At 70.0% G+C, this 19,355-nt stretch carries 18 protein-coding genes, 1 other RNA gene and 2 pseudogenes; 11 read left to right on the plus strand and 10 right to left on the minus strand.

Annotated elements, in window-relative coordinates; genetic code table 11:
* Positions 1-39: 39 nt before the first annotated feature.
* Positions 40-654 carry a hypothetical protein gene (locus DN051_RS26905; protein WP_112439654.1) on the minus strand — a complete coding sequence of 205 codons (615 nt, stop codon included), beginning with the start codon at positions 652-654 and terminating at the stop codon, positions 40-42.
* Positions 651-1,400 (minus strand): MerR family transcriptional regulator, encoded by a 750-nt coding sequence (locus tag DN051_RS26910; RefSeq protein WP_053758527.1) that lies wholly within the window; start codon positions 1,398-1,400, stop codon positions 651-653. Before DN051_RS26910 ends, DN051_RS26905 begins: the two co-directional genes overlap by 4 nt.
* Positions 1,401-1,520: 120 nt before the next feature.
* Between DN051_RS26910 and DN051_RS26915 the strand changes: the two genes are divergently transcribed.
* From DN051_RS26915 to DN051_RS47305, 5 genes and pseudogenes are all read left to right on the plus strand, one after another.
* On the plus strand, positions 1,521-2,396 hold the full coding sequence (locus tag DN051_RS26915) for a helix-turn-helix domain-containing protein (protein ID WP_053758526.1): 876 nt from the start codon (positions 1,521-1,523) through the stop codon (positions 2,394-2,396).
* A gap of 82 nt (positions 2,397-2,478) precedes the next feature.
* Positions 2,479-3,195 (plus strand): annotated as a pseudogene (locus tag DN051_RS47825) (DMT family transporter); the annotation flags it as partial.
* Positions 3,196-3,313: 118 nt separating this feature from the next.
* Positions 3,314-3,717: RNase P RNA component class A (gene rnpB, locus DN051_RS26930), an RNA gene on the plus strand.
* 328 nt (positions 3,718-4,045) lie between these two features.
* Positions 4,046-4,285, plus strand: coding sequence for a hypothetical protein (locus DN051_RS26935; RefSeq protein WP_246040667.1), 240 nt, complete (start codon positions 4,046-4,048; stop codon positions 4,283-4,285).
* Entirely contained in the window at positions 4,282-4,407 is a 126-nt protein-coding gene (locus tag DN051_RS47305; RefSeq protein WP_281289030.1) for a hypothetical protein, read from the plus strand. The genes DN051_RS26935 and DN051_RS47305 overlap by 4 nt, the downstream gene beginning before the upstream one ends.
* A gap of 154 nt (positions 4,408-4,561) precedes the next feature.
* Here the strand turns inward: DN051_RS47305 and DN051_RS26945 are convergent, their stop codons facing one another.
* Together DN051_RS26945 and DN051_RS26950 are read right to left on the minus strand one after the other, a co-directional pair.
* Positions 4,562-5,119: an ATP-binding protein gene (locus DN051_RS26945; RefSeq protein ID WP_112439655.1), complete on the minus strand. Its 558-nt coding sequence runs from the start codon at positions 5,117-5,119 to the stop codon at positions 4,562-4,564.
* A 121-nt stretch (positions 5,120-5,240) separates the two neighbouring features.
* Positions 5,241-8,621, minus strand: coding sequence for a type ISP restriction/modification enzyme (locus DN051_RS26950; protein ID WP_112439656.1), 3,381 nt, complete (start codon positions 8,619-8,621; stop codon positions 5,241-5,243).
* Positions 8,622-8,881: 260 nt separating this feature from the next.
* Here DN051_RS26950 and DN051_RS26955 point away from each other — a divergent pair, with 260 nt between their 5' ends.
* Both DN051_RS26955 and DN051_RS46635 read left to right on the plus strand, forming a co-directional pair.
* Positions 8,882-9,754, plus strand: a complete 873-nt coding sequence (locus tag DN051_RS26955; RefSeq protein WP_112439657.1) for a helix-turn-helix domain-containing protein — start codon at positions 8,882-8,884, stop codon at positions 9,752-9,754.
* A complete protein-coding gene (locus tag DN051_RS46635; RefSeq protein ID WP_112439658.1) occupies positions 9,751-9,936 on the plus strand; it encodes a DUF397 domain-containing protein in 186 nt (61 codons plus the stop codon). The genes DN051_RS26955 and DN051_RS46635 overlap by 4 nt, the downstream gene beginning before the upstream one ends.
* Before the next feature lie 253 nt (positions 9,937-10,189).
* Here the strand turns inward: DN051_RS46635 and DN051_RS46640 are convergent.
* Together DN051_RS46640 and DN051_RS47310 are read right to left on the minus strand one after the other, a co-directional pair.
* Positions 10,190-10,342: pseudogene (locus DN051_RS46640) on the minus strand (EcsC family protein); the annotation flags it as partial.
* Between the two features lie 579 nt (positions 10,343-10,921).
* Positions 10,922-11,047, minus strand: a complete 126-nt coding sequence (locus DN051_RS47310) for a hypothetical protein (RefSeq protein ID WP_281289031.1) — start codon at positions 11,045-11,047, stop codon at positions 10,922-10,924.
* Positions 11,048-11,311: 264 nt separating this feature from the next.
* On the opposite strand from DN051_RS47310, the gene DN051_RS26970 reads away from it, so the two are divergent.
* Positions 11,312-12,043: a DUF7873 family protein gene (locus tag DN051_RS26970; protein ID WP_053763874.1), complete on the plus strand. Its 732-nt coding sequence runs from the start codon at positions 11,312-11,314 to the stop codon at positions 12,041-12,043.
* A gap of 520 nt (positions 12,044-12,563) precedes the next feature.
* Here the strand turns inward: DN051_RS26970 and DN051_RS26975 are convergent.
* Both DN051_RS26975 and DN051_RS26980 read right to left on the minus strand, forming a co-directional pair.
* A complete protein-coding gene (locus tag DN051_RS26975; RefSeq protein ID WP_199314687.1) occupies positions 12,564-12,977 on the minus strand; it encodes a MazG-like family protein in 414 nt (137 codons plus the stop codon).
* A gap of 87 nt (positions 12,978-13,064) precedes the next feature.
* Complete coding sequence (locus DN051_RS26980) at positions 13,065-13,610, minus strand: DoxX family protein (RefSeq protein ID WP_112439659.1); 546 nt, start codon at positions 13,608-13,610, stop codon at positions 13,065-13,067.
* Positions 13,611-13,794: 184 nt separating this feature from the next.
* Between DN051_RS26980 and DN051_RS26985 the strand changes: the two genes are divergently transcribed.
* Together DN051_RS26985 and DN051_RS26990 are read left to right on the plus strand one after the other, a co-directional pair.
* Entirely contained in the window at positions 13,795-14,121 is a 327-nt protein-coding gene (locus DN051_RS26985) for a hypothetical protein (protein ID WP_053763877.1), read from the plus strand.
* A gap of 233 nt (positions 14,122-14,354) precedes the next feature.
* Complete coding sequence (locus DN051_RS26990) at positions 14,355-15,350, plus strand: aldo/keto reductase (RefSeq protein WP_112439660.1); 996 nt, start codon at positions 14,355-14,357, stop codon at positions 15,348-15,350.
* Positions 15,351-15,624: 274 nt separating this feature from the next.
* Here the strand turns inward: DN051_RS26990 and DN051_RS26995 are convergent, their stop codons facing one another.
* Positions 15,625-16,464, minus strand: a complete 840-nt coding sequence (locus DN051_RS26995) for an SDR family oxidoreductase (RefSeq protein ID WP_112439661.1) — start codon at positions 16,462-16,464, stop codon at positions 15,625-15,627.
* 143 nt (positions 16,465-16,607) lie between these two features.
* On the opposite strand from DN051_RS26995, the gene DN051_RS27000 reads away from it, so the two are divergent.
* Entirely contained in the window at positions 16,608-18,248 is a 1,641-nt protein-coding gene (locus tag DN051_RS27000; RefSeq protein WP_053763880.1) for an alkaline phosphatase D family protein, read from the plus strand.
* Here the strand turns inward: DN051_RS27000 and DN051_RS27005 are convergent.
* Complete coding sequence (locus tag DN051_RS27005) at positions 18,235-19,257, minus strand: Gfo/Idh/MocA family protein (RefSeq protein ID WP_053763881.1); 1,023 nt, start codon at positions 19,255-19,257, stop codon at positions 18,235-18,237. The genes DN051_RS27000 and DN051_RS27005 overlap by 14 nt on opposite strands.
* Positions 19,258-19,355 lie beyond the last annotated feature (98 nt).

The following is a 19,355-nucleotide window of genomic DNA, read 5'->3' on the forward strand; positions in this document are numbered from 1 at the left end:
CCAGGGTACGGCGTGCCGCCCCGCCCACCGGGAGACCGGTCAGGCCCGCAGGCCCGTCCGATCCGCGAGCGGCGGCACGGGAGCGGGGCGCGCCCGCGTGACCGCCGCCACGAAGGCGTCCGCGTCGTCGGCGTGGACCCGGACGACACCCACCTCCCGGCGTCGGCCGAAGAAGCCGACATGGGTGATCGGTTCGGCCAGCTCCAGCGTGACCGTCGTGTGCCCGGTGACGATCACGTCGAGGACGCCGTCGGCCTTCTCGTGGGTGGTGCGCAGCTCACGCCGGACCGTCGCGATCCGCTCCAGCGGTATCCGCAGGTCCACATGGGCGGCGTAGCGGATCCGCAGCGCGCCGGGCTCCAGGACGTGCGGGCGGACCACGGAGGCCGCGTGCAGCCCCACGACGATCACCACGGTGTACACGTCGAGGACCAGCACCACCTGGTGCACGGCCGGCCACCGGTGCAGCAGCACGGACATCACCACCGTCTCGACGACGCACACGAACGCGAAGCCGAACATCACCGCACCCTGCCCGCGCGCGTAGCCGAAGGCGCGCCCACGGCCCGTCCCGTGGGTCCGCCGCGCGGCCCACAGCACCAGGCTCACGAACAGCCGCAGCTCGTGCCGCAGCAGCCGGAGTACCGTCCTCATCCCTGCTCCTCCCCCACGATCCGCATGGCCCGGCGGATCGCCTCCGCCTGGGCCGGGGCCAGGTCCGCGTAGACGGCGCGCAGGAAGCTGTGGCCGTGGTCGATCGGCTCCGTGGGGACCAGGTCACGGGGCATGCAGTCGGCCAGGGCCCGCGCCGCCTTTGCCACCCGCGGGTCGTCCGGGGCGGCGTCCGCGAGCCCGTCGAGCAGCGCGTACATCTCGTGCGCCCGCGCCACCGCCTCCGGGCTGTCCAGCGCCCCGCGCAGCGCGCCCAGCATCCGCTCGCGATCCTCGGGGGAGGCCGCGGTGTCCAGCAGCGTGAAGATCTCGCGGTCCTTGGCGGCCATGGGGGAGCTGGAGTCCTGCCCCATCCCGGCGAACAGCTCGGCCAGCTCGGGTGAGACGGGCCCCTCGGCGGGCAGCCCCTCCGCGTCGAGCAGTCCTCGCAGCCGGGCCCGCCGCTCCCGGATCGCGGCCTCCTGCCGGGCCAGGTCCGCGTCCAGTTCCTCCAGCACCTCGGCCAGGTCGCGGCCCGCGTCCTCCGCGAGTACGTCCCGGACCTCGGCGAGCCCGAGCCCCAGCTCCGTCAGCCGCCGGATCCGGGCCAGTACGACGGCATGGCGGAGCGTGTAGTCCCGGTACCCGTTGGCCCGTCGCTCCGGTTCGGGCAGCAGCCCCTGGTGGTGGTAGTGCCGCACGGCCCGTGTCGTGACACCGACGGCCGCGGCGAGTTCTCCGATCCGCATGACTTCAGTAGAGACGTTGACGTTGCGGCAGGGTCAAGCCGGGCGGGTTCGCGGCCCTGGCGCGCAGGGACGGAGAGTCCGAGATGACCGGGTCGCGCCGCGGGTGCGACCGCCCGCGGTATGCAATCGGGCCCGCCCGGTGTTGCACCCGCGGGGGTGGTGAAGGTGAGTGCACGGGAACAGGCCCGGTGGACGAGGGCACGGCTCGGCCGGTGCGGGCCGCCGCTCGACCTGCTGACCGCGCGGTTCGACCGCCATGTGTACGCGCCGCACGCGCACGAGGAGTTCACCGTCGGGGTCTGCGTCGGCGGTGCCGAGGTGATCGCCTACCGGGGCGGCCACATCCACGCCGGCCCCGGCACCCTCGTCGTCCTGGAGCCCGGCGAGATGCACACCGGCGGCCCGGCCGCCGCCGACGGCTACGCCTACCGCGCCCTGTACGCCGGGACCGCCCTCCTCACCGACGGCCTCCTCGGCTCCGCCCCGCCGCACTTTCGCGAACCGGTCCTCGACGACCCCGAGCTGGCCACCGCCCTGCGCCTGGCCCACACCGACCTCAGCTCCTGCCCCGACCCGCTGGAGACCGAGTCCCGGATCCCCTGGCTGCTGACGGCCCTGGCCCGCCGCCACTCCACGGCCCGCGCGGCCGACGACACCGTCCCCGGCGCCGGGCACATCGCGCACGCCGTACGCGACCGCCTGGCCGACGAACTCCTCGCACCGCCCTCCCTGGCCGACCTGGCCGCCGAACTGGGCCTGTCCCGGTACCAGCTCCTGCGGGCCTTCCGCACGACGATGGGGATACCGCCGTACGCCTGGCTGGCCCAGTACCGCGTGAACCGGGCCCGGACGCTGCTGCAGTCGGGGCTGCGTCCGGCCGAGGTCGCCGGGCTCGTCGGCTTCGCCGACCAGGCGCACCTCACCCGGTGGTTCCGGCGGGTGCTGGCGGTGACCCCGGCCGCGTACCGCAACAGCGTTCAAGACAGCAGCCGCTGACCCGGCCGACACTCCCCGCATGACTGCACGCGGCTGGCTCCTGTTCTCCCTGCTGGGAGTCGTCTGGGGCATTCCCTATCTGATGATCAAGGTGGCGGTGGACGAGGTGTCCCCGTCCATGGTCGTGTTCACCCGCTGCGCCCTGGGCGCGGCCCTGCTGCTCCCCTTCGCGCTACGGCAACCGGGCCTGGCGAGGACCGTCCGGACGCGCTGGAAGCCGATGCTGGCCTTCGCGTGCATCGAGATCATCGGCCCCTGGTGGACCCTCACCGACGCCGAGCGCCATCTCTCCAGCTCCACGGCGGGCCTGCTGATCGCGGGCGTCCCGATCGTCGGCGTCGCCCTGGCCCGGTTCTTCGGCGCCGCCGAACACCTCGGCGCCCGGCGCGTCACCGGCCTCGTCCTCGGCCTCACCGGCGTCACCGTCCTCGCCGCACCCCACCTGACCGGCGGCGACGCCCGCTCGCTGGGCGAGGTGATGCTGACCGTGCTGGGCTACGCGATCGCCCCCCTCATCGCCGCCCGCCACCTGAAGGACGTCCCCACCCTGCACCTGACCGCCCCGTGCCTGGCGCTGGCCGCCCTGGTCTACGCGCCCGCCGCCGCGGCCTCCTGGCCCGCCCGGACACCGTCCACCGAGGCCCTGATCGCCCTCGCAGCCCTCGGCGTCGTCTGCACCGCCGTCGCCTTCGTCGCCTTCATGGAACTGATCAAGGAAGCGGGTCCGACCCGGGCCACCGTCATCACGTACGTCAATCCGGCGGTCGCGGTGGCGGCCGGCGCGCTGTTCCTGGACGAGGCCCTGACCGCCTCGATCGCGGTCGCCTTCGCGCTGATCCTGGCGGGCTCGGTCCTGGCCACGGCCGCCGCCGGCCCGCGGCGCCCGTCCCGCCCGGTACCATGGTCGACACGGCAGACGAGCCGGGCGGACGGCCGCGTGGAGTCCCCTTGAGGGGGCTTCCCGAGGAACGTCCGGGCTCCACAGGGCAGGGTGATGGCTAACGGCCACCCGGGGTGACCCGCGGGACAGTGCCACAGAAAGCAGACCGCCCGGCGCTCAGGCGCTGGGTAAGGGTGAAACGGTGGTGTAAGAGACCACCAGTGCCCAGGGCGACCTGGGCAGCTAGGTAAACCCCACCCGGAGCAAGGTCAAGAGGGGACACCCCGGTGTCCCTGCGCGGACGTTCGAGGGCTGCCCGCCCGAGTCCGCGGGTAGACCGCACGAGGCCGGTGGCAACACCGGCCCTAGATGGATGGCCGTCGCCGGAGGGTTCGCAAGAACCCTCCGGAACAGAACCCGGCGTACAGCCCGACTCGTCTGCCGCTTATGGTTTCCGCAGGTCAGAGGCGTTTTTTCGTCACCAGGCGGGACATTGCGGGTTCCGTGCGCGTCCGTGTCGAGCCGGTTGTCCTCAACGAGCGCTCCTACCGGACGTGATCGGCTCACGTCCTTGCGTTGATCCGGCCGTCGAGTCGGCGCGGTGCGCGTACCGTCCGGAACGCAGCAAACGCCCACCATCGAACCGGGAGCACGACCGTGACCGCACTGCACGCGCAGCCGCAGCCCGGTGAGCCGCTCATCCCGTGGCCATGCCCGCCCTGCCCCCCACGCCCTGCGTGCCGCCGTCGAAGAGCTCACGGCGAGCCGCGTGCCGGCGTTCGTCCGTGATCTCGTCGACACGACGACGAACGCTCAGCGGGCCCACTTCCTTGCGCCGCTGCGGACCTTCGTCCACACATGGGGCGTGTTCGTCGCGATCCAGCGCCACCCCTCACGAGCCGCTCGCCTGCGTCGCCTGGAGGACGTGGTGAGTGGCGGGGTGGAGGATCCGACGGATGCCATCACCGAGATAGGGCAGATCTACGTAGAGCCCGAGGCGGGACTGTGACCGGCTGGAAGTGGGACTACAACCCGAGCGAGGAGTACTTGACCGCCGGGCTACCTGTCGGTGTTGTCGCAGAGGTGGAACGCATCGCCAGCGAACTCGCCGCGCTGGGCCGCGACGCCTAGACGGCAGGGAGCAGACCCGAGGACAAACCCGGCGGGCTGAGAAACTTCCCGATCTTCGGCGCACGCGGCTTCATCCAGTTCCTCGCCGTACCCCGACACGAGTGCGTCTACAACTGCAACATCGTCTGGAACGGGTGACGGTCGGTTGCGTCAGTTAGCCGAGTGGCCCACCACAGCCGGTCTTCCAGGGGGCCGTATCGCGTGGCACGCCGATCAGTGAGTAGAACTGAATGCTCGCCAACTGCACAGTTGCACCAGTGGCGTTCGGCAACTCAGAACGCTGGTGACTCACCTCCGCCCAGACGGTCTTGCCCGCGGGCGGGTAGGGCTCGGTGCCCCAGCGGTCGGCGAGAGTGGTGACGAGCAGGAGGCCGCGGCCCGACTCGGCTTCGTCCGGTCGGGCCGTCGCCACGGGCACCGGGAGATGGTCGCCACGTGCGTCGCTGACCGCTACGCGGAGGGTGTCGGCGGTGGTGTTGAAGGTGAGGGCGAGGCGGAAGTCGCGGCCTTGCACCCTGCCGTGCAGAGCGGCGTTGGCGGCGAGTTCGGCGACGATCTGCACGACGCGTTCGGTGATGGTCGGTGCCACCTCCCATGTACGGCACTGCTCCGCGGCGAGCAGCCGGGCGAGGCGGGCGCCTCGACGGGTTGAGGACAGCAACTGCGTGAACGTCCGCCGGACGACGGGAACCTGGGGCGTGGTTGCGCTCATGGAAACCACGGTGCCGGGCGCGCGAGGGCACAATCCATGACTTGAGTTCGTACAGTGCGTCATCGTACGGGTGCATTCCGTTGGATGTACGGGGATGCCGACCTCTCACGCTGAGCGCGTGTCAGTTCGGGATGTCGAGGGTCTCCTGACCAGGCCCAGGAGAGCGCCGAGACTTCCGTGGTGGTTTCGGCTCCTTGGTCGCGTGGGCAGGCACGGGCAGGATGCCCTTGCCGCGGAGGTCGTCGGTGGTGATGAGAGAGCCGCTGCTCACGGCGTCCAAGAGCCTGGCCTGGCGGGGTTCGAGGGCTACGAGGAGCCCGAGCGCGTTGATGAGGTCCAGCAGGTCAAGGGTCCACCGGGAAGGCCAGGTCGGAGGCAGGATGTCGTTCAACGGGGTCTGCCGTTCCACGTCCGGCTTCCGCTTGCGGAAGCCGAACCATTTGCGGATCACCTGCACCCCGCCGATCCGGTAGTCCCAGACTTCAGGCGCCACTGGACGTATGGAGCCGGAGCCCACTGAGAGGGTTCGCGTTGTCGCGTCGTAGGAGATGTCCTCCGGCAGCCTCTCGTCCTCTCCGATCGCGATGACGCATTCGGGTCGCTCTGCCGGGGGGAGCCTCGGGGTCGATCCAGGTGGACTGTCATGGTGGTGAGAGGCGAAGCGCTGGCCGTACGTGTGGATCCACACTGTGCGCCTGCCCACCTCCACCACCTCCGCCCACAACGCCGGGTCGCGCGTCAGAGGAATACGGGCACCGCGCTCGGCCAGGTTCGTGGCGAAACGGCGGGTGTAGCTGCTGTGGCCAGCTACACCCGCGATGTACGCGAAGAGGTCTTCGGCAGTGACCGTCACGCCGTGCGTCTTGGTGAGCAGTTGCAGCAGGCCGGGTGTCACGTTCGGTTCCGCCTGGTGAGGGTGGCGGTAGAGGGGGGCGACGCGGCCGCCTTCGGTGCCTTTGAAGTGGTGCATGTCGGGCAGGAGGGCGGTGAACCCCACCGCTGGGCCAGGGCGAGCCGACTCTGTGTGAAGCTCGGAGAGGTAGATCTGGCGCCGGTCGTTGTGGGCGAACCACAGGGCCGGTCGCGGAAAGTCGATCACTCGCCTGTCCGCGATGATGAACTGCCGATCGAAGGTCATCCGGCCGTAGGGAACGATGACTGGCACCGTCTCCTTCTCCGCAGCGAGGCTTTCTCTTTCCTGCTGGCCGGGCAGGGGCGGTTCCGGCTTCTCAGGGCGGCGGTCTCTGGTGGTCTTCAGGAGTGTTGCCTTATCCGCCGTCGGTGCCTGGACGAGCCTGCGCCAGCGCCGTTCGAGAACGTCCCGGCTGGGTGAGACGGGCCAACTGCGGTTGTTCTTGTTGCCGGAGCTCGTCCAGGGCAGCAGGGCGTCCACCGATGGCATGGCCGACCACTCGGAGTCGGACGTGACGTGAAAAGGCGCGGTCCACTGTGTGGGGCAGAGCTGCCAGGAGGTCCCGTTCCGGTGGCCCTCGACGCCGAGCCCTTCCAGCCAGTCGAACTTCTCCTCGCGCATACCCGCTGGCACGTCGAGCCGCCATATCCGCGCCGGGTTCGTCACGTTCGGGACGCCCCGGCGGACGAACACGGCGATACAGACCTCGCGCTTGACGCCCTGAAAGACACGGGTGCGCGTGTCGGAGTAAGGGCCTTCGGGCGAGAGACCGATGACCCAGCCCTCGTCGGCGGCCTCGCGCAGGTAGTGGCGCATGCCAGCCGCGCCCTCACTGTCCAGGTATCCGGAGTTGGTGATGAGGGCGACGACCCCACTGGGGGCCTTCGGTGTGCCCGAAGCCGTTACCTGATCGAAGACCTTCCAGGTGGACCACGCCCAGAAGTAGACATAGAGGTTGTCGAGAGCGTACCCGACGCGCCCGTTGTCCTCGGGATGGAAGCGGGCGAGGATCGGGCCCTGTTCGTTCGGGTTGCCATCGGTGACCCAGCGACCGACGCCTGCCTGTCTCGCACCCCGCAGGTAGGGCGGATTGCCGATCACCACCATGACCTTCTCGTCCGCCTTGATCTTGTTCGCCATACGGCGGTGGCGGGCGATCGCCTCGTACATCAGACCCAGGTGGTGCTCGACGGCGGGATCGTCGAGTGTGTCCGCCACGAGAAGCCTCGGCGGGCGACTCGTGACATCGGCATCATGGGACTGGAAGGCGTGCTGCACACGGAGTTCGGCCACCGCGTACGGCCCGGTCTGCTTCTCCAGGCCGACCAGGCGGCTGGAGAGTTCCCGGAGGAGTCCGGACTTGAGTGTCTTGCCGTACTTCAACGACAGGGTCTGGGCGACGTGGTCGATGATGTTGATGAGGAAGGTCCCGGTACCCATGGCCGGGTCGACCACGGTGACGTCCTGACTTCCGTACCCGTCCTCCTGGCCGAGCCGGTCACGCAGCACTTTGTCGGTGAACCCGACCATGAAGCGGACGACCTCGCCAGGTGTGTAGTACGTCCCCGTCCGCCGTCGCAGTTCCGGGTCGTAGGCGCTCAGAAAGCCCTCGTAGAGGTGGAGGTAGGCGTCTCCGGTCTCGTCCTTGAACATGTCGGGGTCGACGGCCGATATGACATCGATCAGCGTGTCGATGATTCCCCGCAGATCGTCGAGGGCGTCGTCCGTCAGTACCGCCAGAGCCTTGCCCATCAGGGAGTGCCGTTTGCCCAATCGGCTTGCGACATCGGGGAGGGAGAGCTTGTGCAGATCGATGCGCTCGAGGCGGGCCAGCAGGATTGCGAATGTCAGCGTTTGGCTGTAATGGTCCGCGAACTCCGCCGGACGGGCGTCGGGAAACAGCAGGTCCTTCCAGTTCCCGGCCAGGATCGAGAACGCCGCGTCAGCTTCCCCGTGTTCCTCGCGGATGAGCCGTTCGGTGACCTCGTCGCGCAGCAGGGCGCAGATTCCCGCGATGCGCCTGACCAGTTCGTCGATGCTGCCATGGGTGAGGGGCGCCGGCGTGAAGAAGTGCGTGAGGGCGCGCTCGAACCCGTCGTCCGCGACGAGGAGTTGCCGACCACCGGACTCCAGATCTCCGACGAGGAGTCCGGTGGGGCCGACTTGCACGCCGAAGCGGTAGACCGCCCACTCATATCCATCGGTGTACAGCACGTTGTGGAGGGCCTTGATCTTCTCCCACTGCTTCCGGTCATGGCTCTTCACAGCCCACTTCTCCGGATCGGCCCCCCTACCCGGCTGCTTCAGCTCGACGTGCCCTATGGTCCTGCCGCGGCAACTGATGGCGAAGTCAGGCCGAATCCTGAGTCTCTTGACCCGGCTCTGACCGTGGGCGATGAGCTTGAGGCGTTGCCGCCAGGCCATCCCGCGCAGCAGTTGCTCCACCGGCGCGGTGAGGCTGTCCTCTTTGCTGCTGACCGCCCCTGCGGGGCCTTGCAGCTTGGCCCTGACCTCCTCGCCGAACCTGGCGACGAGGTCCGCGACCGATCCCGTGGTGCCATTTTCCGCCCGGACGTCCCCTCGTGCCATCGGCCCCCCAAAGGCTGCAACCCATGCCGACGATCAGACCCATACAGAATGCCCATGACATCCCAAGCAGCAAACGCTGCTACATGTAGGTCGACTAACGGCATGTTTAGAAACACCCGTGTACGAAAGGGCGCTGGAGCGCGGTCCGTACGCTGTGTCAGCGTACGGACACGATCGGTGGACTGGACGCGATCTTGCCGTCACGCTGGGTAAGTCGACCGCGGGGAGCAGCGCGCGTACGTACCAGGAGGTGGCCGCGTATGACGAACGGTGTCGGTGAGAGTGACGGCGTCGACTACCTGACGGGCTGCGAAGTGCTGCGGGAGCCCGACCCCTCCGACAGCCTGCGGACTTTCGGCGCGGTCGTCCAGGCTCTGCGGGAGCATGCGGGCTTGAGCCGGGCGGAGTTCGGGGAATTGGTGCGGTTCTCCAAGCACACGGTGGAGTCCGTGGAGTTGGGGCGACGGATGCCGGACGAGTCGTTCGTGGAACGAGCGGAGGACGCCACGGGGAGCACGGGCGCGTTACGGAAAGCGGCGCGGCATCTGACGCGGGGGGAGGCGGGGCTGGCGGCCTGGTTCCGGCGGTGGGCTCGGCTGGAGAAGGTGGCGGTGAGTCTGTGTACCTATGAGTGCAGGCTGGTGCCGGGGTTGTTGCAGTCGGAGGGATATGCGCGGGCTGTGTTCGACGGCACCATTCCGCTGGTAACCGACGAGGGGTTGGAGAGCCTGCTCGACGTACGGATGAAGCGGCAGCGGATGCTCTACGACAAGACGACGGTGCCGTTCAGCTTCATTGTTGAGGAGCATGTGCTCCGGCGGCGGTTCGGAGACGCCGAGCAGATGCGGGAGCTGTACGACCATGTGTTGGAGCACGCCGCACTGCGGAACGTGACGCTTCAGATCGTGCCGTTTGAGGCGGGGTTGCATGCGTGTCTGGATGGGCCGTTGCAGCTCTTGGAAACGCCGGACGGGCGGCGGTTCGCGTACTCCGAAGGGCAGCAGAACGGTCGGCTGATCGCTGACGTGAAAGAAGTGAGCCTCCTCCAACAGCGCTATGACAAACTGCGCTCGCAGGCCCTGAACCCTGGAGAATCGCTGGGCTTGCTGGAGCGACTGCGAGGAGAGCTATGAGCACGACGGAACTCGCTTGGTTCAAGTCCAGCTACAGCGGGAGCCAAGGAGACAGCTGCATTGAGGTCGCCATCACCGAACAGGCCATCCACGTACGGGACTCCAAGGACGTGATGCGCCCGCACTTCGCTGTCGGGCGTGAGGAGTGGTCGTGGTTCGTGGGATTCGCGGCGGGGGCCTGAGCCGCCCCGTCCCGGCGGTCGCGTTCGCCGCCGGGACAACGGGTCTGTGGAGGTGGGGTCCGCCCACCTCGGCTATCTCGTCGAGCAGGCTGATCTCCTCGTCGGCTTCTTCCGGGACATCCGGGCCGTCCGGGTTGGTGTCTGGGAACGATCCGGCTGCCATCTCGTCAGCGAGATGCGGGTACTTCTCCAGGAGGAACCGCCGCCGGTACGCCATCTCGGCAGCGTCGACGATCCCCTCCAGAGTCGTCCAGTTGAGGGTGCCTCCCACGACGATCCCGAATGCGGGTACGGCCTTGCCGAGTCCCTTCTTGGTGAGGCGAAAGCCGAACGCCTTCGCGAACTGCTGGGAAGCGGCGTTCTTGGCAGTGGCCGAGCCAGCCGTCCCGATGTTGACGACGGACATCACGAAGAGCTTCTCGGCGGGCCCTTCGGGGTCGTATTCGTAGAACAGCGAGACCTGACGGACGGCGCGGGACGCAAGTCCGAGAACGACCGCGGTATCGGCGAGGAAAGCGCCCGCGATCGCACCTCCCGAAGATGCCGCCGCGGCACCGGCGGAGGCGGCGATGGCGAGCTGTCCTCCGGAGATGACCAGCCCCGCACCCGCTCCTGAGAGTGCTGCGGCGGCGGGGTAGTACACGCTCGCCGTCCGTCCACGGACGGCGTCGATCTGCTGAAGGTCGAGGCGGTGCAGGTCGAGCAGCGACGAGACTCATGTCCGCGCTTCTGATGGAGCGCCACCACGTGTTTGGAGGAGAGACCCGCTCTCGAGGCCCGCCCCACCGTCTGCCGTATGGACTGGGCGGCGGTGCCGCTCCAGTCCAGGAGGGAGTCGGCGGCCCTGCGCGCCCCGGCGCCGACCTTGTGGGCGCCCTTGGCGACGAATTCCTGTCCACGCGAAAGTGCCCACTTCGTCCGGGGGTGGTTCTCCAGTTGCTTCGCGGCACGCTTGCCGAGTTCCGAGACGCCGTTGGCTACTTGCTCACCGGCCTTGCTCATCGCCCGTGACAGGGGGCGGCCCCTTGAACTGCTGCACAGCACGCCATGCGTCGAGCTCGTAGTCCGGGGGCAGTTGATCGGGCTGCTGCGGGTCCTGCGGGTTGCTCATGGTCCGTGGGCTCCTGTCTCTGGGGCGAGTTGTCAGGTGGGGAGGCGGGGGCATTGGCTCAGGTGCGGGGTGAGGACGGAGGTGTGGTTCTCGCCGTCCACGAGCGGGCTTCCAGGGTGAGACCGGCGGCGGCCAAGCGGTCGTATTCGGCGCGGGGCAGTTCCTTTGTGCGGGTACGTGCTGGACCGCGGAAGGCGCATCGTAAATCGCGTGCGTGCGTTCGAGTGGCTGGAGTAGCGTCCTGCCTGTTCGAAGGGGGACCAAGTGGCGAAGTTGAATCAGATCATCGCTGTCGAAAAGGGTGTCAAGAGCAAGTCGCTCCAGGACATCACCGCGGCGCACCACAAGGTGCAGAAGCCCGCGTTGCTGGCCGGTATCTCGCGTTCGTACCAGCCGAAGGACGAGGAGGGCGAGCAGTTGCCGCCCGAGTCCACTCGGGTACAGGTGCAGGCCGAGGACGTGCTGCGGGAGATGTCCGCGTCGCTCACCCGGCTGTTCGACGTGACCGCCACCAAGGACTGGGCGAACTGCGCGGCCCGCGCGGACGTCACGGTCGACGGGCGTACCGTCGTCGCCGACGTTCCGGTGAGTTACCTGCTGTTCCTGGAGAAGCAGCTCACCGATCTGCACACCTTCGTCAAGAAGCTCCCGACGCTCGACGCCGCCGAGTCCTGGTCCCACGACCCGTCCACGGACTGGTGGAAGACGGACCCGGTCCGCACGATCCGTACGAAGAAGGTGCCCCGCAACCACGTCAAGGCGGAGGCGACCGAGAAGCACCCGGCGCAGGTCGAGGTGTACTACGAGGACGTGCCCATCGGGTACTGGACGACCGTGAAGTTCTCCGGCGCGCTTCCGGCGCGGCGGGTCAACGAGTTGGTGGAGCGGGTCGAGAAGCTCCAGCAGGCCGTGAAGTTCGCCCGCGAGGAGGCCAATGCCACCGAGGTCACCGACCAGCGGGTCGGCGACGCGGTGTTCGGCTACCTGTTCGGCTGAGGCCGGCCGCAGGTGGCATCCCCAGATCGCCCCCGCGTGCGAGCGCGGGGGTGCGCAACAGGCGCGGGCCGGGATGAGGACCGGTTCGCGTGATGAGCGCAAGCTGACACTGAAGTTCAGCCTGAAGAAGCGGTGACAGTGAAGGTTCGAGTCCTTCCCCCGGCACAGCACCACCACGGGCCGGGGTAGCCCAACACGGCAGAGGCAGCCGCGGTCAATCTCAGACTCTCGCTCCAGTCTCAGCATCGCCGCCGATCGCCGGATCGACCGGGGACGGACGAACGCCGTCGGATGCGAGTTCGACTCTCGCCTGCACCTCTTGCACGGTGCGGTAGTTCAAAGGAAGAACACGACGGCCTGATGACTGATCCGTCCTCTTAAACGCCGCCGGCGTGCGCAATTGGGTGGCATCCCCAGGGGCCCGGGAGCTGGATACGACTCCCGGGCTCCGTCACGTCCGGCCCGGCAACGCCGGGCGACATGGTGCTGTCGTCAGCACCAGCGGGTGCGCCGGGGCGGTTCAGGGGCCCGGCGTACGAGCGGCCGGCGCCCCGACCGAGCGCTCCCGTACCCGTCCCAGGTGCTCCGTGAACACCTCCCGCGCGTCCGGTGTCAGCGTGCGCAGCGCCACCAGTGCCGTGATGACCACGTCGCACAGCTCCGACTGGACGTCGTCCCACGTGTGGGTCGTGCCCTTGCGCGGGTTCTGGCCGGTCGCGCCGATCACCGCCTGGGCGACCTCGCCGACCTCCTCCGTCAGCTTCAGCATGCGCAGCAGCAGGCCTTCCCGGCCGCCGTGCGCACGGTTCGCGTCCAGCCACTGCCACAGGTCGTCGATGGCGGTCCACGGGTCGAGGGCCGGTACCGGGGTGGACGCCGGGGTCGGGGGCCGGTCCGTGGGCGTTACCCGGTGATCACTCGTCGCATCACTCATGACCCGCAGCCTGCCACGCGGTCACCGCGCGAAGTCGCCTCGCCCGCCCCGCGGTCACCCCGCGAGATCGGCCAGCTCACCCCGCGCTCACTTCTCGAACAGAGCCTCCTGCTCGCCCCCTGACGCCTGCCGCAGCCGCTTCGCGCGCAGGCAGACGGCCGCCGACGCACCCGCCGCCGCCGCGGCGAGTGCCGCCGGGACCATCCAGTCGCGGTTGAACCTGTGGCCGAGGGCGTGGTCCAGGGAGAGGCGGCCGGGGCCGGTGACGGCGATGCCGGCCGCGGTCAGGCCGAGGGCCAGGGGGTACTCCAGGCCGCCTTCCGTGTTGAAGAAGCCGTTCGGGGCGTGCACCGCCGCCGCGCCCGTCATCCCGGCCGCCGCCGCCGCGCCCGCCGCCGGTGTGGCCAGTCCCAGCGCCAGCAGGGTGCCGCCGCCGCACTCCGCGAGGCCCGACGCCAGCGCGCTCGCGTTGCCGGGCTTGTAGCCCACCGACTCCATGAACTGGCCGGTCCCGGCGATCCCGCCCCCGCCGAACCAGCCGAAGAGTTTCTGCGCGCCGTGCGCGGCCAGTACGCCGCCGATGCCCAGCCGGAGCAGCAGCAGGCCCAGATCACGTCGGTCGTAGCAGTTCACGTTGACTCCCGGGGCAGACGATGGCGGTGGCACGTTTCCAGCGGGTTCGCGGGTGGTTCGCGGGTGGTACGCGCTCGGTTCGGGCTGGTCTCCCGTCCCACCGTCGCATCTCCGCCACCCGCCCGGCCCTCCCGGGCGGCCGTTCGGGTGGCGGGCCCCGGCCCGCGGTGTGAGCCTGGCTGGCATGACGATTCAGACAGCCAAGCTGAGCAACCCGGCCGTTCGCGCCTTCGTCACCGCCGTGAACGCCCACGACCGGGAGGGCTTCATGACCCTCCTCGCGCCGGGCGCGACCATGTCCGACGACGGCGCCGACCGCGAGCTCGCCGAGTGGATCGACCGGGAGATCTTCTCCACCCACGGCCACATGGAGGTCGACAACGAGTCGAAGGACGGCCGCGCCCTCATCGCCCGCTACAGCAACGACACCTGGGGCGAGATGCGCACCCGGTGGAGCTTCGTCGTCGAGGACGACGGACGGATCTCCCGCTTCGAGACCGGGCAGGCGTGACCGGCACCGGCACCGGCACCGGCACCCACGCCCGTACGGCCGCGTAACCCTCACCCACGCCCGTACGGCCGCGTAACCCTCACCCACACCCGTGCGGGCTCGGCACCGTCCCCCACACCCGCACCGACACGGGCGCGCATTCCGACCCCGACGCGGCCCGCGCCCTGATTCCCGCCCCCACCCCCGCGCAACCCCTTGACCTGGAGTGTTCTCCAACCCCTAGCGTCACCGCCATGGAGACCACGGAAACCACCAGGACACTCGGGAACAGCGGCATGCGGATCATCGCCCTCGGCTTCGGCTGCTGGGCCGTCGGCGGTGAGTGGCAGGACGCCGACGGGCAACCGCTGGGCTGGGGCAAGGTCGACGACGAGGAGTCGGTACGGGCGATCCGGCGGGCGCTCGACCTCGGCGTCACGTTCTTCGACACCGCCGACACCTACGGCGCCGGTCACAGCGAACGCGTCCTCGGGCGGGCGCTCGGCAAACGCCGGGACGACGTGGTCGTCGCCACCAAGTGGGGCAATGTCTTCGACGAGGACACCCGTACGCTCACCGGCAGCGACGACTCCCCGGCGTACGCCCGGCGCGCCCTGACCGCCTCCCTGCGCCGTCTCGGCACCGACCACGTCGACCTCTACCAGCTCCACCTGTCCGACGCGGACCCCGTGCGGGCGGCCGAACTCCGCGACGCCTGCGAGGAGTTCGTGTCGGAGGGCCTGATCCGGGCGTACGCGTGGAGCACCGACGATCCCGAGCGGGCCGCCGTGTTCGCGGCGGGGGAGCACTGCGCCGCCGTGCAGCACCGCCTCAACGTGCTCCAGGACGCCCCCGAGATGCTCGCGTTGTGTGAGCGGGCGGGCCTGGCCGGCATCAACCGCAGCCCGCTGGCGATGGGGCTGCTGACGGGCAGGCGGCCCGCCGGCCGGCCCCTCGCCGCGGGAGACATCCGCAGCAACCCGCCCGCGTGGCTGCCCGGGTTCACCGCGGGTGCCGGAGCCGACCCGGAGTGGCTGGGCCGGGTCGACGCCCTGAAGGAGGTCCTGACCAGCGGCGGCCGTACCCTCGCGCAGGGTGCCCTCGCCTGGATCTGGGCACGCAGCCCGCGCACGGTTCCGATTCCGGGTTTCCGTACGGTGCGGCAGGCCGAGGAGAACGCGGGGGCGATGGACCGGGGTCCGCTGACCGCCGGGCAGTCCGCGGAGATCGACCGGATCCTCGGCCGCTGAGGGCCGCGGGCTCGTTGACCCCCAGGCCGGCTGTGCGGCAGCCGTTCCACGGTCCCGGTGCGCACCTCGCGGTCCCGCGCGAGGTCCACCCCCATCCGGTGCCGTGGAACAGCCGCCGCCTCCCCCCTCGGTTTGGCCTACGGAAGCTCAGCGCTCCAAGTGTGAAGTTCCTGTGGAGGAGAGTTGAGCATATGCCCTCTACCGGCGGCGATGGGGCGGACGGTCAAACTCCGTTTGTGTAGGTTGAGAGTTCACATGAAATCCGGGTGATCCTTCAGCCGCGCCCCACGTACGGCATGCTCGTCGCCAGCACCGTGGCGAACTGCACGTTCGCCTCCAGCGGCAGCTCCGCCATGTGCCGTACAGTGCGCGCCACATCGGCGACGTCCATCACCGGCTCCGGCGCCACCTCGCCGTTCGCCTGCAACGCGCCGGTCTGCATCGCCTGCGTCATGTCCGTCGCCGCGTTGCCGATGTCGATCTGCCCCACCGCGATGCGGTACGGCCGGCCGTCCAGCGACAGCGCCTTGGTCAGTCCGGTCAGCGCGTGCTTGGTGGCGGTGTACGCGGCCGAGCGCGGGCGCGGGGCGTGCGCCGAGATCGAGCCGTTGTTGATGATCCGGCCGCCCTGCGGATCCTGCGCCTTCATCTGCCGGTACGCCGCCTGCGCGCACAGGAACGCCCCGTGCAGATTGGTGTCGACCACGTGCCGCCAGGCCTCGAACGGCAGATCCTCCACCGGGACCCCGCCCGGGCCGAACGTCCCCGCGTTGTTGAACAGCAGGTCCACCCGACCGAACCGCTCCACGGTCGCCGCGAACAGCGCGGTCACCTCCTGCGGCCGGGACACGTCCGTGCGCACCGTCAGGGGGGCGGCCCCCTCGGGTGCGAGCGCCGCGGTCTCCTCCAGCCGGTGCGGGCGGCGGCCCGCCAGCGCGACCGACCAGCCCGCGCTCAGCAGTTCCAGGGCGACCGCGCGGCCGACTCCGGAGCCGGCGCCGGTCACCACCGCGATCTCCGCACCCGCCCGGCCGGGTGTCCTGGGCGCCGATGCCTCCGACGGTCCGGTCCGCCCGGTCTGCTCGGTCCGCTTGTCAGTTTGCTTGGCATTCATGGGTCGGCAGCGTAGGAGACGGTGCGCCATACGGATCTCATCCGACCGCCATTCGAGTGTTGTGTACGTGCCAATCGCGTGTCGTTCCCGGCCACTCCAATGCCACCTGAATCGAATCAACAGGTTCGTCAGGGGAGGACCGGATGAAACCCGTCGCACGACCGTCCCAGCACGCGCTCGAACTCCGCGCGGCCGCCCGGCACATCGGCCGCCGCCGCTTTCTGACCGTCACCGGCGCCGCCGCCGCGCTCGCGTTCGCGGTGAACCTGCCGGCCGCGGGAGTGGCCGGCGCCGCCGAACTCGACGCCGCGCGGATCACCGAGGACCCCTTCACCCTCGGTGTCGCCTCCGGCGACCCGCTGCCCGACTCCGTCCTGCTGTGGACCCGCCTCGCGCCCGCCCCGTACCAGCCCGACGGCGGCCTTCCGGCCGAACGCGTCACCGTGCACTGGGAACTGGCCCGCGACGAGCGCTTCCGCCGCACCGTCAGACGCGGGACCGCCACCGCGCACCCCGAGTTCCAGCACGCCGTGCATGTGGAGGCCGGCCACCTCGAACCCGGCCGGGCCTACTTCTACCGCTTCCGTGCGGGCCGCTGGATCAGCCCGACCGGCCGGACCCGCACCGCCCCCGCCCAGCACGAACGGGTCTCGTCGCTCACTCTGGCCGCGGTCTCCTGCCAGGCGTACCACGACGGCTACTTCACCGCGTACCGCCACCTCGCCGAGGAGGACGTCGACGTCGTCCTGCACCTCGGCGACTACCTGTACGAGTACGCCGTGAACGCGGTCGGCGGCCAGCGCAACTACACCGACCGCACGCTCCCGGACCTGTTCAACCGCGAGACCGTGACCCTGGAGGACTACCGGCTGCGGTACGCCCTCTACAAGACCGACCCCGACCTGCGCGCCGCCCACGCCGCGCACCCCTTCGTCGTCACCTGGGACGACCACGAGACCGAGAACAACTACGCGGACGACAAGCCCGAGAACGACGTCCCGCCGGAGGAGTTCCTGCTGCGCCGCGCCTCCGCCTACCGCGCCTACTTCGAGAACCAGCCGCTGCGCCGCCCGCAGCGCCCCGACGGCCCCGACATGCAGCTCTACCGCCGGCTGCACTGGGGCCGGCTCGCGCAGTTCGACGTCCTCGACACCCGCCAGTACCGCTCGGACCAGGCCTACGGCGACGGCTCCGACATCCCCGGCCCCGAGGTCGACGACCCGGCGCGCACCATGACCGGCGAGACGCAGGAGCGGTGGCTGCTCGACGGCTGGCGGCGGTCGAAGGCGCTGTGGAACGTCGTACCGCAGCAGGTCACCTTCTCCCAGCGGAAGTTCGACCTGACCGAACCCTCGCGGGTCTCCATGGACGCCTGGGACGGCTACCGCGCCTCGCGCCGCCGGGTGCTCGACGGCGCGCGGGCGGTCGGTGTTGACAACCTGATGGTGCTCACCGGGGACGTCCACGTCGGCTACGCCTTCGACATCAAGGACGACTTCGACGATCCGGCCTCGCGCACCGTCGGCACGGAGATCGTGGCCACGTCGATCTCCAGCGGCCGGGACGGCGCCGACAAGCCGGCCAACTGGGACACCTACACGACGGCCAACCCGCATCTGAAGTTCTACAACGGGCGGCGCGGATACGTGACCGTCGGGCTCGGGCGGGACCAGGCCCGCGCCGACTTCCGGACGGTGCCGTACGTGACCAGGCCCGGGGCCCCGGTCACGACGGCCGCGTCCTTCGTGACCGAGGCCGGCCGGCCGGGGCTCACGCAGGTGTGAGCAGCGGCTCGTCCCGCTCGCCGGGGTAGCGGACGCCGACGCGGTCACGGATCGTGTCGAGCGTCCGCATCACCGCGAGCGTGCCTTCCAGCGGGACGAGCGGCGACTCGGTCTCCCCGGCGCGCAGGGCGCGCATCACCTCACGGGCCTCGTGCTTGAGGCTGTTGTGCGGGTCGGCGGCCGGGTCGTGGCGGAACTCCTCGGGCTCGCGGCCGTCACGGCACAGCACGAAGCGGTCCGGGTTGAAGAAGCCGGCCGGGATGTCGATGCGGCCGAGCGAACCGGTGACCGAGGCGGTGACGGGCGTACCGCCGACGATGGAGCAGTGCACCGAGGCGAGCGCGCCGCTGTCCCAGGAGAGCAGCGCGCCCGTCTGGAGGTCGACCCCCTCGTCGGACAGCACCGATCTCGCCGCGATGTCCGACGGCTCACCCAGCAGCAGATGCGCGAAGGACACCGGGTACACGCCGAGGTCGAGCAGCGCGCCGCCGCCCTGCCGCGGATCGCGCAGCCGGTGCGCGGGCGGGAAGGGGCCCGACAGCCCGAAGTCCGCCTGGACGCTGCGCACCTCGCCGATCGCGCCGTCGTCCACCAGCGCCTTCATGCGGCGCACCAGCGGATTGCAGTACATCCACATGGCCTCCATCAGGAACCGCCCGTGCTCCCGGGCCAGCGCGACCAGTTCCTCCGCCTCGCGCAGGTTCAGCGTGAACGCCTTCTCGCACAGCACGTTCCGCCCGGCCGCCAGGCACAGGCCGGCCGCCGCCCGGTGGGCCGAGTGCGGGGTGGCGACGTAGACCACGTCGACGCCCTCGTCGCGCGCGAGGGACTCCCAGTCGCCGTACGCCCGGGGTATCCCGAACCGGTCCGCGAACGCCCGCGCCGAGGCCTCGGACCGCGAGGCCACGGCCACCACCTCCGCGTCCGGCAGGTCCACCAGATCCGCCGTGAACGACGCGGCGATGCCGCCCGTCGCCAGGATTCCCCATCGCACGCTGTCCGTCGTCATGCCGACCGTCCTCATTCCCGTCCGTGCCTGTCGTGCTCGTCGGGCCTGTTCGTTCTCGTTCGATGCCGCCAGGCTCCGTGTTCGAAATGAGAGCATAG

It is taken from the genome of Streptomyces cadmiisoli (genome assembly GCF_003261055.1).
Lineage (GTDB): Bacteria > Actinomycetota > Actinomycetes > Streptomycetales > Streptomycetaceae > Streptomyces > Streptomyces cadmiisoli.

What these genes read in the sequence shown, in the direction of transcription:
- DN051_RS47310 (WP_281289031.1), bottom strand. Translation starts at nt 11,047, where the DNA reads ATGAGCAACCCGCAGGACCCGCAGCAGCCCGATCAACTGCCCCCGGAC.
- DN051_RS26985 (WP_053763877.1), top strand. Translation starts at nt 13,795, where the DNA reads ATGACGATTCAGACAGCCAAGCTGAGCAACCCGGCCGTTCGCGCCTTC.
- DN051_RS26950 (WP_112439656.1), bottom strand. Translation starts at nt 8,621, where the DNA reads ATGGCACGAGGGGACGTCCGGGCGGAAAATGGCACCACGGGATCGGTC.
- DN051_RS26945 (WP_112439655.1), bottom strand. Translation starts at nt 5,119, where the DNA reads ATGAGCGCAACCACGCCCCAGGTTCCCGTCGTCCGGCGGACGTTCACG.
- DN051_RS26910 (WP_053758527.1), bottom strand. Translation starts at nt 1,400, where the DNA reads ATGCGGATCGGAGAACTCGCCGCGGCCGTCGGTGTCACGACACGGGCC.
- DN051_RS27005 (WP_053763881.1), bottom strand. Translation starts at nt 19,257, where the DNA reads ATGACGACGGACAGCGTGCGATGGGGAATCCTGGCGACGGGCGGCATC.
- DN051_RS26955 (WP_112439657.1), top strand. Translation starts at nt 8,882, where the DNA reads ATGACGAACGGTGTCGGTGAGAGTGACGGCGTCGACTACCTGACGGGC.
- DN051_RS26995 (WP_112439661.1), bottom strand. Translation starts at nt 16,464, where the DNA reads ATGAATGCCAAGCAAACTGACAAGCGGACCGAGCAGACCGGGCGGACC.
- DN051_RS26990 (WP_112439660.1), top strand. Translation starts at nt 14,355, where the DNA reads ATGGAGACCACGGAAACCACCAGGACACTCGGGAACAGCGGCATGCGG.
- DN051_RS46635 (WP_112439658.1), top strand. Translation starts at nt 9,751, where the DNA reads ATGAGCACGACGGAACTCGCTTGGTTCAAGTCCAGCTACAGCGGGAGC.
- DN051_RS26915 (WP_053758526.1), top strand. Translation starts at nt 1,521, where the DNA reads ATGCAATCGGGCCCGCCCGGTGTTGCACCCGCGGGGGTGGTGAAGGTG.
- DN051_RS27000 (WP_053763880.1), top strand. Translation starts at nt 16,608, where the DNA reads ATGAAACCCGTCGCACGACCGTCCCAGCACGCGCTCGAACTCCGCGCG.
- DN051_RS26905 (WP_112439654.1), bottom strand. Translation starts at nt 654, where the DNA reads ATGAGGACGGTACTCCGGCTGCTGCGGCACGAGCTGCGGCTGTTCGTG.
- DN051_RS26975 (WP_199314687.1), bottom strand. Translation starts at nt 12,977, where the DNA reads ATGAGTGATGCGACGAGTGATCACCGGGTAACGCCCACGGACCGGCCC.